The following is an 18,378-nucleotide window of genomic DNA, read 5'->3' on the forward strand; positions in this document are numbered from 1 at the left end:
TTTTCAAGGATTGAACATTGGCTACTGAATTTGGTTCACTATAAAAAAGATATCATGTTCGGACTATTTAAGAAAAAATCAGAAAAAGAAAAGCTTCAGGAAACCTATGCTAAAATGATGTCTGATGCCCATAAACTATCCCATTCCAATCGTACGGCCGCTGATAAGTTAATGGCAGAGGCGGAGGAGATTGCAAAAAAAATGGATAAACTCTAATTCAGTTCCTTAGGATTTCTTTCCTTACCGCGTATTTTTTTGAGTTTAGCAATTGCTTTTCAAAGGTCATATCGACTGACATGAAAGATTGATTCTTAAAACCTCCTTAGCTCAATCAAGCAGGTAATTCCGATTGCTTTGGACTGCCGCATGACTTTCCTAAAACAGCAAAAATTTCCAACGTGTCGGATTTAAAGCGCAATTATTTGAATTTTAAATCATTATGATTAAATTCATTTACTTCTTTGGACTTGTCCGCGGTAGTTTTTTAGCATTGTGCAGTTTTTTTATTTTAAGGGTGATTGAGCTTCGGACCAATAATTTAAACTTTTAAAGCTCGGGGAATAACCCCGAGCTTCATTATTTTCTGGAGTAATCGTCCTGCAATCTCACAATATCCTCCTCATCCGAAGGATTGGCCGGATCAGCGTGCATCCAAATCTCTGCTACCACACCCCAGGATTCTGTACCGATTAAGCGATGCCGCTCTCCTTTTTGAAGCGATACCACATTACCTAGAATCATCTCCTCTACAGGACCCTGTTCATCGGAAAAACTCCTACTTATCGCTGACTTTCCTGCTATTAATTTCCAAAGTTCTGCCCTTCGAAAATGATATTGCCATGACAATCTTGCTCCCGGAGCTACCAAAAGAAATTTCGGACTTAACTTTTGTTCCAATTGATTGGCGGATAAGTCCACATCTGAAAAAAAGTCAGTTTTAAATTTCAAAATTTGAGATTCATCAAGGACAAAAAAACCTCCCCAAGGACGATTCAGATCTCTCGAGGTAATTTTATACCCCAAATCAGAAATATATTTTTCAACTTTTTCAAAAAGCGCTGACTTGTTCAACTGAGCTTCAATTTCCAATTTTTCCATTCTTTAAAAATTAATGAGCAAACTTACCAAATGTTTAAACTCTTAGAAATCAAGTACTGAAATTTTCAAATCTTTTTTAAAACTCCCCATGATTCAAAATAAAATTGAGTTTCTTTAAGAAATTTACCCCTTGTTATATGATTTTTTTTGGGAAGTCTTTTTTGAAGCCTAAAATTTCCTTTAATTCAAGGATTACTACTAGCCATGAACCTAATTAATCCTCAAGAAATCATCGCCAAAATGGACGGTGTGGTGGAAATCAAAAGCTACCTCAACAAAATTAAGATCATCAAAAACCTTTACCTCAAAGGCGCAAACACGGCAAGTGAAATTTGCAATGAAGTCGGAATCTCTCTGCCGACTGTAAATGCGCTTTTGGGAGATTTGATGAATTCCGGTGAAGTCATCAAGCAGGGACGGGCAGAATCCCAAGGAGGCCGAAAGCCTGACTTGTATCGACTGGCTGAAAATGCCTTTTATGTGCTTTCAGTCGATTTCTCGAAATTCAATATGCACTTAGCCCTGTACTCTTGCAACCATGAGTTGGCATTTGAAAAAGAGGACCACAAGATCACGCTCAATAATGAAAAGGAGACCTTCGATTTGATTTGTGGATTCATTGACCGATATCTGGAAAAGACCAATATCCCCGCGGATAAGATTATCGCTATCGGATTTTCCATGCCGGGATTGGTGGATTCGGTAGGAGGTGTCAACTATACCTATCTCAGATTTGGCAAAAAGACCTTGCTGGAAAATCTGGAATCTCATTTTCAAAAGAAAATATTCCTTGAAAATGACGCTCGGGCGATGACTTTGGCGGAATACAAATTCGGTTCTGAGCATAACCATAAAAATGTCCTCGGTTTATTCATAGGTTGGGGAATAGGACTTGGAATCATCATCGACGGAAAAATCTACCAGGGAGCCTCGGGGTTTGCCGGAGAATTTTCTCATTCTCCTATCTTCGAGTCAAGAGATATCACTTGTACTTGCGGCAAAAAAGGATGTTTGGAAGCAGTGGCTTCGGGTACTGCCATCGTTAGAATGGCAGAAGATGCCATCAGGCTGGATAAGGACAGTATTTTGGCCAGAATGGTCAGAGATCATCAGGGAGAATTGGAGCCTGACTTGGTGGTGGAAGCCGCCCTGGCAGGTGACCAACGAGCAATAACCATTCTTTCTGAAGCAGGCCTAGATCTTGGACGGGGGATTTCGATGTTGATTCAACTCCTCAATCCCGAACTGATCATCATTGGAGGCTCTGTCGCCGAGGCAAACCAATACCTCATCACTCCTATCCAACAGGCCTTGAATATCTACAGCATGGCTAAATCCCGTGAAAAATCGAAGCTGGCCCTATACCAGTTAGGCAAAGACGTCGGACTTTTGGGCGGGGTGGCTGTAGTGAATGAAAAGTTATTTGAAGACGTCATTAACAGGCTTGGTTAAAACCAGCCTTAGTTTAACTTTCAAAAACCTTAATTGATAACTTGATCTAAATTGGAAGCCTCTAAAGGATTTGGAAATTATAATTTTCAACTCCATAAAATTGAAAATTGATATGATGATCACCATCTTAATTACGCTGCTTTCATTTTTCAGCCTCTTAAATAAAGAAACTCCGACAAATACTCTTGAATCAGAAAAGCCAAACATCATCCTGATTTTTGCGGATGACATGGCTTATGGAGATCTGGGGACCTATGGAGCTACAGGTTGGCAGACTCCTCACCTTGATCAACTTGCAGCTGAGGGAATAAGATTCACACAATTTTACGTTCCCCATGCAGTTTGCACCGCTTCCAGAGCAGCCCTTTTGACCGGTGCCTATGCAAACCGACTCGGATTGTACGGAGCCCTGGATCATACTGCCGATCATGGACTAAATCCAGAAGAGATCACCATTGCGGAAATGCTTAAAGAAAATGGCTATCAAACGGGCATGGTCGGAAAGTGGCATTTAGGACATCATCCGGAGTTTTTACCCACTCGACAGGGATTTGACAGTTACTTTGGACTGCCCTATTCTAATGACATGTGGCCCAAGCATCCCGAGTCAAAAAATTACTATCCTCCACTTCCGCTCATTGAAGGAGAAAAAACCATCGCCTACCTAGAGGATCAGCAGGAATTGACTTCTTGGTACACTTACAAATCTCTTGAATTCATTGAAAAAAATCAGAAAAATCCATTTTTCCTGTATCTGGCACATAGCATGCCGCATGTCCCACTTTTCGTCTCTGATAAATTTAAGGGTAAATCTGAGCAGGGATTATATGGCGATATGATGATGGAAATTGATTGGTCTGTAGGCGAAATACAAAAGAAACTAAAAGAGCTTGGCTTGTCCGAAAATACGCTCATCATCTTCACTTCCGACAATGGACCTTGGCTTTCCTACGGAGGACATGCCGGATTACAAGCTGGATTGAAAGAAGGTAAAGGCACGTCCTGGGAAGGAGGAATCCGAGTTCCGGCGATCTTTACCTGGCCCGGAAAAATCCCTGCAGGTCAAGTTCAGAATCAAGCGGCCATGACCATCGATATTCTGCCCACTTTGGCAAAACTCACCAATTCCAATCTCCCGAAACTGAAAATCGACGGTTCGGATATCTGGCCTTTGATCCAAGGTGAAAAGCAGGAGTTGAAACCCTACTATGCTTATTACAATCAAAATGAGCTTCAGGCAGTAATCTATGGAAAATGGAAACTGGTATTTCCTCATGTCTATCGCACGATACCAGCTGATGCCGAAATTAGGAATGACGGAATTCCGGTGAAATACAGCTACATCAGACTTGAAAATTCACAACTCTTTGATTTGTCCCAGGACATGGAAGAATCATTGGATGTCTCGGCACAGAACCCTGAAATTGTGGCAATGTTAAATAGATTTGCTGCCGAGGCGAGAGCTGACATGGGTGACGCGTTGACTAAAACGGAAGGATCTGGAAATCGAAAGGTAGGTAGACAAAGTCAGCACTGAAGAAAAGGCGAAATTCAATAGGGCTGAAAGACCGTTGCTTCAATCAAGCTCAGTTCAAGCGATTATCCATAGCCATTTAAGACAATTCAGGAAAATACAGAACTGTGTAAGTGATTAAAATCAGACATTTTGAATTATCCGCCCAGATCCTTCAGAATAATGAATCTTAATAATCGAATCAACTATTTCTCCATTCAAATTTTAATGATTTCATTTCCAACCAACTTAACTAGGCATGAAATCAAAAATTCATTTGACGATATAAAAACTTCAATCGAATAGAGGCTTATCCTTTTCATTAAAAGAATTAACCCTCCGGGATAAACGGGAGGCAAGCCCCAATCAAGGACGCTTTTTCTTCGAGTTCAGAAATTTTGATTTCAACCGGATAGTCGATTTTATCGAGATAGGCTTTGGTATAAGGCAAAAATCGGTCGGCTGCACGGGTAATTTTTCCTCCTAAAACCACCCCCTCGCATCGCAGCCGAATAACATAAAAAGACAGAAATTCACCCAGGGTCTCTCCAAATTGAGCAAAAACACAGTCAGCAATTTCTCTGTCCAAGTCATCTGCCAACAAGTCTTTCACACCGGCTAATTTCAGCCCAAACTTTTGTAAAGCATACGTCTTGAACCAGGCAGTTCCCAAATAATCTTCTGCTATTCCATCTCGAAAAGGGGCTGTCCAAAGTTTTCCGTCTTTGACTACCTCACGGATTTTGATGGCAGATCCCAAACCGGTACCCAAAGTCAGACCAATGGAATTTTGAAAACCCCTGCCTGCTCCTGCCAGACTTTCACCTTTAAGAAAGGCCTCAGCATCGTTGGAAAATACAATATGCTTGGAATCAATTTTCAAGCTTTCGCTCAGTAGTTTTTTTACAGAAAGTCCAAAAAGCGACTTCATTTTACCCTGATCTTTGATAAGAGAAATGCCATTTGAGTAATCGAATGGCCCTGGCATAGCGATTCCGATCCGAATATCCTTTTGGCTTCCAATCGATTCCCTGATCACCGCACTCCAATCTGCAATGATCTCTGAAGTAGAACGGAAAGTATCTATATCCGCTTCATGAAATTCGGTGATTTCGGCTGATTTGCCATTCCATAAAATCTGTGCAGAAGAAATATGAGATCCACCGATATCCACTCCTATTTGTATCATCGCTTAATTTTCATTCACTGATTTTGGACTAAGAACTTCATGTAGAGCATCCAGCAAAGTTCCTGTATTGTCCTCGGACATCTCCCAAAACATGGCTCCTGCTAAACCCTTTTTCTTCACAAATTCCATCTTCAGGGCCAAAGATTCCGGATCCTCAAATGTCACCCAAGCAGAATCAAGAAGTGAAAAAAGGTAAGGTGCACTTGCTTTTGAATCCCAAAATCTGGAATAAGTGGAATTTCTGGAGAGTGCAAAAACCTGATGGTAAGGTAAGCCCATCTCAAACTTACCTTTTTTAAACAATCCATTATCAGTTGGATCTACACCTTTCCACATCCGACCATAAAAAGGCACGCCCAAAACCAGTTTTTCGGCAGGAACTCCAAATTCGAGATGTTCCTCGACTGTGGTTTGGGCAGATCGCCCTTTTGCTCCGTTTGGAAATAGATTGGCATGGTGACCGGTAATCGCATCTCCGGCAGTATAAAAATCATAAGCCATGATGTTGATAAAGTCGAGGTACTCTTGAGCCTCTCCCAAGTTGTTTACTTCGAGGTAATTTCTAAATCCCCCTGAAGCGATGGTACTCAGGTAATGCGTATTATTCAGGCTTCCTACCGAATCCAACGCTTCGCGAAAGCTTTTGAGCATGGCCACGAAATTGTCCTTGTCTTCAGCTCTAACGACATTATTATCTCCTTGCAGGGCCGGATACTCCCAGTCAAAATCCAGACCGTCCAGCTTATATTTAAGGAGAAAATCGATGCCGGAGGCAGTCAGTTTTTTCCTGCTTTCTTCGGTCAATACTGCATCCGAGAAGCCTTTGGAATGTGTCCAGCCTCCAATCGAAACCAATATTTTAAGGGCAGGATTTCGCTTTTTCAATTCCTGCAGCTTTTGAAAATTCATGCTATCCCGCACTGCTCTTCCCTCCATATTGGTCACAATGCCGTCGGCCACATTGGCAAAAGCGTAATTGATGTGCGTGAGTTTTTCGGCAGGTATTTTTTTTGGATTCAGCTCCTTCCAGCCTGCTACATAGCCTACGATATGATAAGTTTTGGATTCAGACTCTCCTCCATTTTTCGGTTGTGCACAAGAAAACAAAAGGAAAAAGCATGGAATCAGCCAGTATTTCATTGAATTTGGGTTATGGTAAAAACAAAAAAACATTGATTCTGACTGAAATCAAAACCTAGGTCAATAGGTTAAATCAGCGTTGTTTTCATCCTTTCCCATAGCCCAGGTATAGGATTAATAATTTCCCATTTAAATTCTAATTTTTGAAACAACAAAAAAAGCCATCCGAGGATGGCTTTTTTATTATTAACTATTTGATTACTAACGGATAAAAAGCATTTCACGGTATTTAACCAATGGCCAACTTTCATCTTCCACCAGCAATTCCAGCTTATCTACCGCATAGCGGATTTTATCGAAATAGGCCTCTTTGACTTCTTTCTGATATCCTTTTGCCCGTTTTGAAGCACTCTCCTCTTTGTTGAGTCTTTTCCGAGCTTCTACCATCGCAGATACATTAGACTTTACAGATTCGATATGTCTGGACACGTCTTTGATGGTCTCTACTGCCGCAGAGTGATCCAAGCCCAATCCTTTCAGACCATTGGCGTTTTCGATCAGTTTATTCTGATACAGGATGGCAGTCGGGATGATGTGGTTCAAAGCAAGATCACCCATCACACGGCTTTCGATTTGTACTTTTTTGACGAAATCTTCCAGCATGATTTCATGACGGGCATGAACTTCAATGTGGTTAAGCACATTATGACGCTCAAAAAGCTCTTTAGTAGCTTTCTTCTCATACACATCCAAAGCCTCAGGAGTTGACTTCAAGTTTGAAAGGCCTCTTTTTTCAGCTTCTTTTGCCCACTCTTCAGAGTAACCGTCACCTTCGAATCTTATTTTCTTGGAATCCTTGATGTATTTCCTCAAGACATTGACGATGGCAATTTTCTTTTCTTTGCCCCCATTCATTTCCTTATCGATATCCTTCAGCATTTGCTTCAGTACATCGGCCACGATCACATTGAGCGTAGTCATCGGACCACCCACATTAGCCTGAGAACCAACTGCACGGAACTCGAATTTATTTCCTGTGAATGCAAATGGAGAAGTTCTGTTACGATCCGTATTGTCAAGGATGATTTCAGGAATCTTGGAGATGCCCAATTTCATGTACATGTTGTCTCCCTTTTCAATTTTCACATTTCCGTTTTTCTCCAATTCATCCAATAATTCAGAAAGCGTAGCTCCCAAGAATACGGAAATGATCGCAGGAGGTGCTTCGTTTGCACCCAAACGGAAGTCATTGCCTGCTGAAGCGATACTTGCCCGCAACAAATCCGCATTGTCATAAACCGCCTTAATCGTGGCCACCAAGAAGGTCAAAAACTGAAGGTTTTCTCTGGCTGAATTGCTGGGCTGAAATAAATTGATCCCCGTATCGGTGATCAGGGACCAGTTATTGTGCTTACCGGATCCATTGACACCTGCAAATGGCTTTTCGTGGAAAAGAACTTTCAGGGAATGCTTTTCGGCAACTTTATCCATCACATCCATCAATAGCTGATTGTGATCGGTGGCTTTATTTATCTCTTCGAAAATCGGTGCAACTTCAAACTGTCCGGGTGCTACCTCGTTGTGACGGGTCATTACCGGGATACCCAGTTTCAATGCTTCGATTTCAAACTCCATCATAAAATCCTTCACTCGAGTGGGGATCGAACCGAAATAATGATCTTCCAACTGCTGACCTCTTGCAGGGATATGTCCAAAAACAGATCGACCAGCCATCACCAAGTCAGGGCGAGCGGCATACAATGCCTTATCAATCACGAAATATTCCTGCTCCACCCCAAGAGATGGAGTCACTTTCCGCACATTTCGATCAAAAAGCTGACAAACAGCCACTGAAGCTTCATTGATGGCTTCTATCGATTTCAAGAGTGGGGTCTTGTAATCCAAGGCCTCTCCGGTATAAGACACGAATATGGTTGGGATACAAAGTGTCTTTTCTAAAATGAATATCGGAGATGAAGGATCCCAGGCAGTGTAGCCACGTGCTTCAAATGTCGAACGAATTCCACCATTAGGGAAAGAAGAAGCATCAGGTTCCTGCTGAACCAAGGCCGAACCTTTGAATTTCTCCATCCCGGCATACATATCAAAGAAAGAATCATGCTTCTCGGCAGTAGACCCTGTCAATGGTTGAAACCAGTGCGTGTAATGCGTAACGCCCTTGGACATCGCCCAAGTTTTCACCGCAGAAGCAATTTCTTCTGCTGTTGCAGAATCAATTTTAGATCCTCTGTCAATGGCTTCCATCACTTTTTTGAAAACTGAAGGAGCCAAAGACTGCTTCATTTGACTGGTGCCGAAAACATTGGTCCCGAAGAAGTCTGAGATTTTTGAGGCGGGAGGGATTACAGGGACGCGCTGTCTCGCCTGTACCATCGCCAAGGCTTGTTGTCTGAGTGTTGCCATTTCTACAATATGAGGTTTAATATTACACCCACAAAAATAGAAAAATACTGATGCGAAAAAGCTTTTACCCCATTTTTGAAGTCATTTTTCGAAAAATTTCCACTTTTTTCAAAAAAACATGGTGTTTTGAGAGCCAAAAGCCTAAAAAAAGCAGGTTTTATCCCCGAAAATTGGAGAATTGAAAAAAGATCGGGATTAATTACCTTTGCAGCTGATCATTGAAATGAGTATTCATGAAAAAAGTCGCCTTTTATACCCTCGGTTGTAAGCTAAACTTCTCTGAAACTTCTACTATTGGCAGGCAATTCGAAGAAAAAGGGTATCTGAAAGTCGATTTTCAGGAAAATCCCGATATTTTCATCATTAACACCTGCTCGGTCACCGAGAATGCCGACAAGAAGTGTAAAAAGATCGTCAAAGAGGCTAAAAAGATATCGCCTGATTCTTATGTGGCCATCATTGGCTGCTATGCCCAGCTGAAACCAACCGAAATCTCCGAAATAGAAGGAGTGGACGCGGTCTTGGGTGCGGCTGAAAAATTCCGTCTGATTGAGCTTTTGGATGGTTTCGCCAAAGTCCAAGAGACCAAAGTACTCGCCTCTGAGATCACTGAGGCCACCACTTTTAATAATGCCTTTTCTATTAATGACCGAACCCGAACTTTCCTGAAAGTTCAGGACGGATGCAATTATGGCTGCGCTTTTTGCACGATTCCACTTGCGCGCGGGAAAAGTCGAAGTAACACCATCGAATCTGTATTGGCTTCAGCCCGGGAGATCGCTGCCACAAAGGTCAAAGAAATCGTCCTGACGGGCGTCAATATCGGCGACTTTGGAATCGTGGACGGAAAGCGTGTCGAACGATTCGCTGATTTGGTTTATGCCTTGGACGATGTAGTGGGAATTGACCGGCTGCGGATTTCATCTATCGAGCCAAATTTGCTGACAAATGAGGTCATCGAATTTGTGTCCCGATCCAAGCGATTCGTTCCTCACTTTCATATTCCCCTGCAGTCAGGTTCTAATACAATTTTAAGGAAAATGGGCCGTCGCTATTTGCGGGAGCTGTACGAAGACCGTGTCTCCAAAATCAAAACCCTAATGCCCAAGGCCTGCATCGGTGTAGATGTGATTGTGGGCTTCCCAGGGGAGACAGATGAGCTTTTTCTGGAGACTTACAACTTCCTGAATGAACTGGACATCTCTTACCTCCACGTATTCACCTATTCCGAGCGTGCCAATACACGGGCAGTCGAAATGGATGGCGTTGTGCCACTCAAGAAAAGGAACGAACGATCAAAAATGTTGCGAATTCTATCCGAGAAGAAGCGCCGTAAGTTTTATGAGGAGAATTTGGGCGGCACCTTTACCGTACTTTTTGAAGAAGATGTCGAAGATGGAAAGATCCATGGCTTCACCGAAAACTACATTCGCGTCGCTGCCAAATACGATCCCATGCTGGTCAATGAGCTCAAGTTGGTGACCTTGGATCAAATCAATGATTCCGGCAATGTCGAGGTGAGAGAACCGGAGTTGGTGTATGAAAAACACTAGTCTTAAGATTACTGATTTCACCCCTTTTGGGCTCTAAATTGCGTTTATCAGCTCGGCCCCCGGCTCCTTATAGTCACCGAGGGTCATGAATAGTTGCAATTCTTCGGATCTCCTTTCAAATCAAAGCGAACAGTTCCCTCCTGAGTTTTTTCAAAAATTCCCAGCTCAGTTTTTAAGATATACCCAGCTCCAAAGGAGCGAGACCATCCATGACCGCGGGTGAAGCCCGTGGTAAAACGGATTAACTCAGAAGATTTAGCCCCGAAGGGGTGAAACTTTTTTACCTCCCCTTCCTTTCCACCCAAATTTTTCTAATTTCATACGATTATAATTTCTTGTTAGAGGCAGTCCCGATAGTTATCGGGATCGGAAGTAATCTCGCAAAACTTTAATCATCTCCAAGTGTGACTTTTCGGTCATGCTCGAATTCATCCTAGGCAAAAACCATTTTTTGTGAAAGAATTAAAAAAATTACCCCTGATCGTAGACGAACCTTGGCTCGAACCCTACGAATCCAAAATCGAGAAGCGATTCCAAAACTACCAAAACGCCATTCGGGCCATCAATGACTTCTCGGGTAGCATTCTGGAATTCGCCGGAATGCACGAATACTTTGGTGTGCACTTCGACAAGCTCCGAAACGGTTGGGTCTATCGGGAGTGGGCACCTGCAGCCAAAGCGCTTTTCCTCATGGGCGACTTCAACTGGTGGGATCGAAATTCCCATCCCATGCGCAGCAGTCCGAGGGGCGATTGGGAGATTTTTCTTCCTTATGAAGAGTACAAACATACCTTCGTCCACCAAAGCAAAATAAAAGTTCGGGTCATCGGAGCCAATGACAGCGATCTCGATCGTATTCCGGCATACATCCGCCGGGTAGTGCAGGATGAAACCAACCATGACTTTGCCGGGCAACTCTGGTTTGAGCCGCAACCTTTTTCCTGGACGGATCAGGACTTTTCCCTGGACGAGCCTGCCAAGATGCCGCTCATCTATGAGGCGCATGTGGGCATGGCCCTGGAGGCTGCAAAAGTGGGGACGTATACTGAGTTTGAGGAGCTGATCCTCCCGCGCATCAAAGCAGGTGGCTACAATGCCATCCAACTCATGGCCGTGATGGAGCATCCCTATTACGGTTCCTTCGGCTATCACGTCTCCAATTTCTTTGCACCCTCTTCCCGCTTTGGGACGCCCGAGGAGCTCAAATCCCTGATCAACACCGCCCACGGCATGGGCATCGCCGTGATCATGGACATCGTGCATTCCCATGCAGTGAAAAATGTCAACGAAGGCCTCAACGAGTTTGACGGCAGCGACCACCAATACTTCCACCCCGGCCCAAAAGGCTATCACGAAGGCTGGGATTCCAAGCTTTTCGACTATGGGAAGTGGGAAGTTCAGCAATTTCTGCTCTCAAATATCCGCTACTGGATGGAGGAGTTTCACTTCGACGGATACCGCTTCGACGGGGCCACCTCTATTATATACAAGCACCACGGCTTGGTTTCCTTTGATTCCTCCGATAAATACTTCGACGAAGGCGTAGACGAAGACGCCCTGCTCTACCTCCAACTCGCCAACACGGTGATCCATGCCCTGAATCCCAAAGTGCTCTCCATCGCCGAGGAAGTCAGCGGGATGCCGGGACTTTGCCGAACGATAGCTGATGGGGGCATCGGCTTCGACTTCCGTCTTGCCATGGGCATACCCGACTACTGGATCAAGACGCTGAAGCATAAGCTGGACGAGCAGTGGGACATGTTTGAGCTGTGGCACGAACTGACCAACAGGCCGAAACTGGAGAAATCCATCGCCTATGCCGAGAGCCACGATCAGGCGCTGGTCGGGGATAAAAGCATTGCTTTCTGGCTGATGGACAAGGAAATGTACTTCTCCATGACCGTGCTGGAGCAAAATCTCGTCGTGGACCGCGGCATCGCCCTGCACAAGCTGATCCGCATGATCACACTTACACTGGGCGGCGAGGGTTACCTCAACTTTATCGGCAATGAATTCGGGCATCCCGAGTGGGTGGACTTTCCGAGACTGGGCAATGACTGGAGCTATCAATATGCCCGGCGGCAGTGGTCATTGGTCGACGATCCCCTACTCCGCTATCAGCAGCTGGATAAGTGGGACAAAGTGATGATCCAACTGGCCAAAGACCATCAAATCCTCTCAGCCCCTCCTGCCATGCAACTTCACCTCGATCCGGATAAGAAGATTATCGCCTACGAACGCGGCAATCTGATTTTTGTCTTTTCCTTCCATCCTACCGAGTCCTTTTTCGGTTTTTCGATCCGCATGCCTGAAGCAGGTACCTATCAGATCATGCTTGATTCTGATGAAAAAGAATATGGGGGCTTCGCTAGACTAGACAAAACTGTAAAATACAAAACCGACAAAGATCAGATAGTGAGTTTGTATGTTCCGAATCGGGTGGTGATGGTGATGGTAGCAATAAGTTAGAAAACTAATATTGAGAAATTTCAAGTTAAATATTCTTTGAAAAAGATTTAATTTTCAAACATGAAAATAGAAAAAATTAGAGTAAAGAACTTTAAAGGATTCGAGGATGAGATTTTTTTCCTAAATCCTCATTTTACTGTATTTATCGGAGAAAATGCAAAAGGTAAGACGTCAGTTCTTGACGCATTGGCAGTTGCAGCTGGCAGTTTTCTGCGTGGTATAGATGTGGCGAAACTTGAATCCCGAAGTATAGGTAAAAATGAAATTCGTGTAGCAACAAAAAATAATCAACCGGTACCACAATTACCTGTTGAAATTCAAGCATTTGGCAATGTCAATGAAAAGACTATCGAGAAAGGTTGGTTGAGAACAGTAGATAAAATCTCACCTAAGAAAACTAACACAACATTTGTAAAGGCTAAAAACATTGAAAAGGTAGCAGCGGAAATGTTAAAGTTAAGTCGTGCAGGTAAAAATGTGGTTTTCCCAGTGATAGCTTATCATGGAACAGGAAGATTATGGGCTGAACATGAGGAGAAAAAAACCGCATACAAAAAAACCGGAGAAGGGGTATCACAGGCATATACTAACTGCCTTTCCCCAAAGTCTTCAAGTAAGGAGTTTCTTTCATGGTATAAAACCTATGAAGATGAAATTCGGAAGTTTGATCAGGATAGTGACAAGTTATTATTAAAGACTTTCAATAGGTCTATTATCTCCATGATTCCTAACAATCACTGGCAGGACATGGCATATAGTTTTGCTGTAGATGATCTTACAGGTATTTTTATTTTCCCAAATGGCAACAAGGAAAAACTACAATTCAGTCAATTAAGCGATGGTTATAGAAACATCATTGGAATGGTCGCTGATATAGCTTACAGGTGTATAAAACTTAATCCTCATTTAGGGGAAAATGCTGTTAAACTAACTCCTGGAATTGTACTTATTGATGAACTTGACTTGCACCTTCATCCCAACTGGCAACGGAGAATCGTAGATGACTTAAAGAATACTTTTCCAAACATTCAATTCGTGGCTACAACACATTCACCATTCATAGTCCAATCTTTAAAAAGTGATGAAATCTGGAATCTTGACAAATTAATGGATGTAACTCCAGACGAGTTAAAGATTGATACTGTATCTACTGAAATAATGGGGGTTTCAAGTCCTTACTCTGAATTAAACGACGACCTATATAATAAGAGTAAAAAATTCATGCAGAACCTCGAAACAAATAAATCTATTGGTGAGCTTCAAAAAGAATTGGATGAGATCTCAGACCCTGCAATAAGAGCATTTCTTGAATTACAAAAAATATCTAAAGGTAAATGAGACCATTAAATAAAGGAAATACTCCAACAGACGCTGCAGGTAATGCAATTGTAGTTTCAGCTTACCGAGACTGGCGTAGTCGACTAATCAATCGTATTGGTTATTACTGTGTGTATTGCAATCAGCCATTGAGCCACAGCCTCCAAGTGGAGCATGTAATACCTAAAAATCCACCAAAAGGTGTTTCTCCTGGGCCAGCCCTTGATTGGGATAACATGCTTCTCGCTTGCGGCCCTTGTAATAATGCAAAAGATAATACACCTATTGATGCAAACACTTATTACTTGCCAGAAGAACACAATACTCATTTGCCTTTTTCAATTGTTTTAAATGCAAATCCTGACCACGCTATTGTGATAGAACGTCCAGGCTTAAATGCAAACCAGCATCATAAGGCTCATGATACTATTGAATTACTTGCATTGGATAATATTGATGAAAGGCCAGCAATTGTGGACATCCGAAGTATAAAACGAAAGGCAGCGATACTATCTGTGAAATCAGCCCGACAGGTTTATGACATGGCATTGGCTTCTACTACATATAATGCTAATGTTGTTGCAATCGACATAGCAAGAAGAGCCGCAGATAGTGGGTTTTTTAGCTTGTGGTATGAGGAATTTTTTAATGAACCTTTGATTATGGAAAAGCTAACTGATAATTCTATTATCAAAGGCACTGCAACAAATTGTTTTGACTCTAACATGGGTTACATCCCAATACCTCGTAATCCTTTAAACCCCTCAGACCCTATATGATTAAAACTTTAATTTTATAATTACAAGATAAATAAAATGAAAAAAATTATAATCACAGTTATTTCAGCTTTCCTCTTTTCCACCGCTTCTTCTCAATCATCAAACCAATATAACGCTGAAGCGCTAGCAAAAATAGCAAAAAAGGATTATCGGGGAGCAATAATTGAATGTAATAAAGCTCTCGAATTGAATCCTAAAAATAAACTAGCCTACTCGTTAAGAGCTGAATCTAAACTGTATTTAGACGATTACACTGGGGCAATTTCTGACTATAACAAAGTATTAGAGATTAATCCAAACGAAGTAAGAGCATATTACAAACGAGCAGAAAGCAAGTTTAATTTAGAAGATTATAGAGGTGCAATTGAAGATTGTAACATAGCGATTGATCTTGACCCAAATGAGAAATATGCATACTGGTATAGAGGCTTTTCTAGAATAATTCTAGGTCAAAAAGATAATGGGTGTCTTGACCTATCTAAAGCTGGAGAATTAGGAATTGAAGAAGCGTATAGTTCTATCAAACAATATTGCAATTAATTAAATTGAAAAATTAACATACCCCCTTCTAAGCGTAGTCTACCTCTTTTAAGCCTTGAAGTTTTTTTTAGGCAGGGTGTAATCCCCCCACTAAGAGTAATATACTTCTTTTAAGTCCTGAAGTATCTTGGACGCTGGGTGTAATTTGCAATTACACCCTTATATCCCTACCAATTTTTAATTGGCAGAAAACCCTTATTACCCCTTGCCAGGCGTTGTCTATTTCAATTAGCAATGAAGTTCTTTTGGAGCTGGGTGCCCCCTTCTGAGAGTAGTCTTATGGTTTCTAGCCTTGAAGTTCCAATAGACGCTGGGTGGAATTTGCCCACCCTGCAAGCTGGCCCAAGGCTAAAATCATTCACTGAATGATTTCTTTACGCCTAGTCCTACCCTACTATCCTTTCGAATTTGCAATTCGATGAAACCGTCAAATTTTCATAAATTCCATTCTGAATCTCACTTGCCATGACCACAGTTGATTTAAAGAAGCACCTCATCCAGCGAATCTCCGAAATTAATGACTCCACTTTTTTGGAAGCGATCAAAACCATTTTGGATACCAAATCCTCTGTCATCAGACTGACCACAGAACAGCGAGAGGAAATCAAGCAATCGCAAGAGCAGATTAATCAGAGAATTTTTATCACTCAGGATCAACTAGATGAAGAATTTGGGAAATGGGCAAACGAAAACTGATTTAGTAACATTTAGCCAAGATCAAACTTTTTAAAATTCTAGATTTTTTTACTCATCGGAATAAAAGCTCCACTTATTCCAAAAAGCTTTATCGAGAATTCAATAAAACTCTAATAGTAGTGTCAAAAAACCCCTTCTAAGCGTTGTCTACTTCTTTTAAGCCTTGAAGTTTTTTTTTAGGCAGGGTGTAATCCGCGATAGCCATCGGGAGCAATTCCACCCAGGCCAAGTTTTCCTTTTCCCTGATTCTACACCGCACCAAATTATTCCCAATGTGAATAGATTATTCCCGTTTTTTTGATCCCTTGGACCCTCGCAAACCCAATCCTTGCTTAATTAGAAAGACAAATTCAACTTTGGCACGGGATTAAAAGCATAAATTACAACAAACTCAAAAAAACACATGAACAATATTTTCAAGGCTTTGATCGCAGGTTATGGTGCCAAAAAACTCGGCGGCGGTTGCATCAGTACCATTATAGTTTTTGCGGTCATTTGGTTTCTCTTAGGCCAATGCAGCTGAAAAATCACTACCTCATCTCTGATTATGTGATTAAAAGAACCGATGTTCCAAACAAGTTTTTGGTTCCTTCCTACCTGAAATATGCTCAGGCAATTCTAGGATGGCCTTTAACTGACTCCCATCTGAGTGTGGTTTTGGTCCTAGGTTAGGCCTAGTATTCAGTTTGCCTATACTCGAACAATCGAAACATTCAGCCAATAAAAAATTAGTTTGGCTATCCGGGAAAGACAGACAAACCACTCCTGACGTCCAGCATATATTTTTAAGTAATCTGCCAATAACTGACCCGGATTTTTTAAATTTTACTGTTCATTTATACTTCGGCGCAATGAAAGAAAACCTCAACAGCTTGAAGGACAACTCAAACTTTTGAATAAGTTTTGAAGGAGCGGAATTTGCGATTTAACCTTTCTGCCATGATAAATGATAGGATTGAAAACATCGGAGATACCAGATAATTTTAACGCTTACTGTTTCTCGCTATGTCAGACTTCTTCCTCCATCTCCTTGATATTTTCTTTTTTGCCTTCCACACTATTTTCATTCTGTTCAATATTTTCGGATGGCTGGTCCCACGCTGGCGTATGCTAAACCTGCTCACCTTATCGCTCACGGCATTTTCGTGGTTTATCCTTGGAATTTGGTACGGATGGGGATATTGTTTCTGCACCGACTGGCATTGGGAAGTCCGTGAGTTGTTAGGCTATCAAAATCTGTCAGATTCCTACATCCATTTCCTTATTCTGAAATTGACAGGAATAAATTTGCCTCCACATCTGGTAGATACTGGCACAGCCCTAGTATTTTTCAGTGCACTTTTTTGCAGTATTTATCTGAATGTGAAAAATTGGAGGAATGGCTACAAAAAAGGGGATAAATGAAAATCATCCCGTGTCCTAGCCTGGGTAAAGCATTGTCCTAAAGCCGAATAAAATCCCTAAAAAAGCCACTTAAATGAAAAATGGGCGAAATACGAAAAAGGGGTTTAAAAAAATCGTCCGGAAATCTCCGGACGACCAAAAAATAGCAGCGCATCCAAGGCTTATGAATTTGACAATTCTTTTTCTTCCAGTGATTTCACCAAGTTGGCAAAGGCGAATTCAGGCATTTCAGCTTTAATCACTTCCAAAAGCTCATTGAAAAACACTTTCGGTGCATTAGCTTTCATCCCGCCAAGGACAATTTTTCTTTCCTGGGGATTTAATGCAGGAACGATAAACCTAAACCATCTCAGGATTTTTTCAGGAGTAAAGGAAGACAGGATCCTGTGATGCTGGGCAATTAATTCTTCATCTGTAAAATTGGCCCAAATGGCTTTTAGAACCTCCCTCTCCTCCATAAGCATGTGGGCAAGGTACTTTGAATGGAAGTCGGATATATCTAAAAAGAAATCCAAAAAATCAGTGGGAGTACTCTCGACCGATAACTGCTCCGTCTGCTTGTCCAGCTTGGTAATTATTGCTTCCAGAAATTCATGCTCCTCATGATTTTCTTGGGTGCTGCCGGGGACTTTCTGCTCCAGTTCTGGCAATACCACAGATTCCTCCACCTGGGCATGCTGCTCCAATAAATAAAAAAGCTCACGGGCAAACAGCTTCAGTTGTTCTACTTCATGAACACTGGTGTAATCCAGATTTCCTGCCAAGAAAGAGACCTTTGCCAGTAAGTTTCTCAAACCTTTATGCGGCAATAGGTAGGGATTTAATCGTTGTGTTTCCATTTGTTTAAAATCATGTTTACTGTTT

The 18,378-nt window shown here is 42.0% G+C and carries 15 protein-coding genes; 10 read left to right on the plus strand and 5 right to left on the minus strand.

Annotation, left to right across the window (positions count from 1 at the left end):
- The first annotated feature begins 54 nt into the window (after positions 1-54).
- Complete coding sequence (locus Q8M62_RS00675) at positions 55-216, plus strand: Lacal_2735 family protein (protein ID WP_304900932.1); 162 nt, start codon at positions 55-57, stop codon at positions 214-216.
- A gap of 360 nt (positions 217-576) precedes the next feature.
- On the opposite strand, the gene Q8M62_RS00680 is transcribed toward Q8M62_RS00675, so the two are convergent.
- Entirely contained in the window at positions 577-1,098 is a 522-nt protein-coding gene (locus tag Q8M62_RS00680) for a phosphoheptose isomerase (RefSeq protein WP_304900933.1), read from the minus strand.
- Positions 1,099-1,302: 204 nt separating this feature from the next.
- Here Q8M62_RS00680 and Q8M62_RS00685 point away from each other — a divergent pair, with 204 nt between their 5' ends.
- Positions 1,303-2,550: an ROK family transcriptional regulator gene (locus Q8M62_RS00685; protein WP_304900934.1), complete on the plus strand. Its 1,248-nt coding sequence runs from the start codon at positions 1,303-1,305 to the stop codon at positions 2,548-2,550.
- A 112-nt stretch (positions 2,551-2,662) separates the two neighbouring features.
- Complete coding sequence (locus Q8M62_RS00690) at positions 2,663-4,087, plus strand: sulfatase (protein ID WP_371134616.1); 1,425 nt, start codon at positions 2,663-2,665, stop codon at positions 4,085-4,087.
- A gap of 307 nt (positions 4,088-4,394) precedes the next feature.
- On the opposite strand, the gene Q8M62_RS00695 is transcribed toward Q8M62_RS00690, so the two are convergent.
- The 3 genes from Q8M62_RS00695 to Q8M62_RS00705 all read right to left on the minus strand — a co-directional run bounded on the left by Q8M62_RS00695 (position 4,395) and on the right by Q8M62_RS00705 (position 8,756).
- Entirely contained in the window at positions 4,395-5,252 is an 858-nt protein-coding gene (locus Q8M62_RS00695) for an ROK family protein (protein WP_304900936.1), read from the minus strand.
- Between the two features lie 3 nt (positions 5,253-5,255).
- Positions 5,256-6,392: a glycoside hydrolase family 18 protein gene (locus Q8M62_RS00700; RefSeq protein ID WP_304900937.1), complete on the minus strand. Its 1,137-nt coding sequence runs from the start codon at positions 6,390-6,392 to the stop codon at positions 5,256-5,258.
- A gap of 201 nt (positions 6,393-6,593) precedes the next feature.
- Complete coding sequence (locus tag Q8M62_RS00705; protein ID WP_304900938.1) at positions 6,594-8,756, minus strand: glutamine synthetase III; 2,163 nt, start codon at positions 8,754-8,756, stop codon at positions 6,594-6,596.
- A 233-nt stretch (positions 8,757-8,989) separates the two neighbouring features.
- Between Q8M62_RS00705 and mtaB the strand changes: the two genes are divergently transcribed.
- From mtaB to Q8M62_RS00740, 7 genes are all read left to right on the plus strand, one after another.
- On the plus strand, positions 8,990-10,309 hold the full coding sequence (mtaB, locus tag Q8M62_RS00710; RefSeq protein ID WP_304900939.1) for a tRNA (N(6)-L-threonylcarbamoyladenosine(37)-C(2))-methylthiotransferase MtaB: 1,320 nt from the start codon (positions 8,990-8,992) through the stop codon (positions 10,307-10,309).
- 453 nt (positions 10,310-10,762) lie between these two features.
- The gene (locus tag Q8M62_RS00715) at positions 10,763-12,778 is read left to right on the plus strand and encodes an alpha amylase C-terminal domain-containing protein (RefSeq protein WP_304900940.1); all 2,016 of its coding nucleotides are present in this window, start codon (positions 10,763-10,765) and stop codon (positions 12,776-12,778) included.
- A 60-nt stretch (positions 12,779-12,838) separates the two neighbouring features.
- Entirely contained in the window at positions 12,839-14,116 is a 1,278-nt protein-coding gene (locus Q8M62_RS00720; protein ID WP_304900941.1) for an AAA family ATPase, read from the plus strand.
- Positions 14,113-14,874 (plus strand): HNH endonuclease signature motif containing protein, encoded by a 762-nt coding sequence (locus Q8M62_RS00725; RefSeq protein WP_304900942.1) that lies wholly within the window; start codon positions 14,113-14,115, stop codon positions 14,872-14,874. Before Q8M62_RS00720 ends, Q8M62_RS00725 begins: the two co-directional genes overlap by 4 nt.
- A gap of 36 nt (positions 14,875-14,910) precedes the next feature.
- Positions 14,911-15,414: a tetratricopeptide repeat protein gene (locus Q8M62_RS00730; RefSeq protein ID WP_304900943.1), complete on the plus strand. Its 504-nt coding sequence runs from the start codon at positions 14,911-14,913 to the stop codon at positions 15,412-15,414.
- A 465-nt stretch (positions 15,415-15,879) separates the two neighbouring features.
- Positions 15,880-16,110 carry a hypothetical protein gene (locus Q8M62_RS00735; protein WP_304901168.1) on the plus strand — a complete coding sequence of 77 codons (231 nt, stop codon included), beginning with the start codon at positions 15,880-15,882 and terminating at the stop codon, positions 16,108-16,110.
- A 1,005-nt stretch (positions 16,111-17,115) separates the two neighbouring features.
- A complete protein-coding gene (locus Q8M62_RS00740; protein WP_304901167.1) occupies positions 17,116-17,514 on the plus strand; it encodes a DUF2784 domain-containing protein in 399 nt (132 codons plus the stop codon).
- A 161-nt stretch (positions 17,515-17,675) separates the two neighbouring features.
- Here the strand turns inward: Q8M62_RS00740 and Q8M62_RS00745 are convergent, their stop codons facing one another.
- A complete protein-coding gene (locus Q8M62_RS00745; protein ID WP_304901166.1) occupies positions 17,676-18,353 on the minus strand; it encodes a hemerythrin domain-containing protein in 678 nt (225 codons plus the stop codon).
- Positions 18,354-18,378: the final 25 nt, after the last annotated feature.

Origin of the sequence: Algoriphagus sp. (assembly GCF_030694375.1) — a bacterium.
In the GTDB taxonomy this organism is placed as follows: domain Bacteria; phylum Bacteroidota; class Bacteroidia; order Cytophagales; family Cyclobacteriaceae; genus Algoriphagus.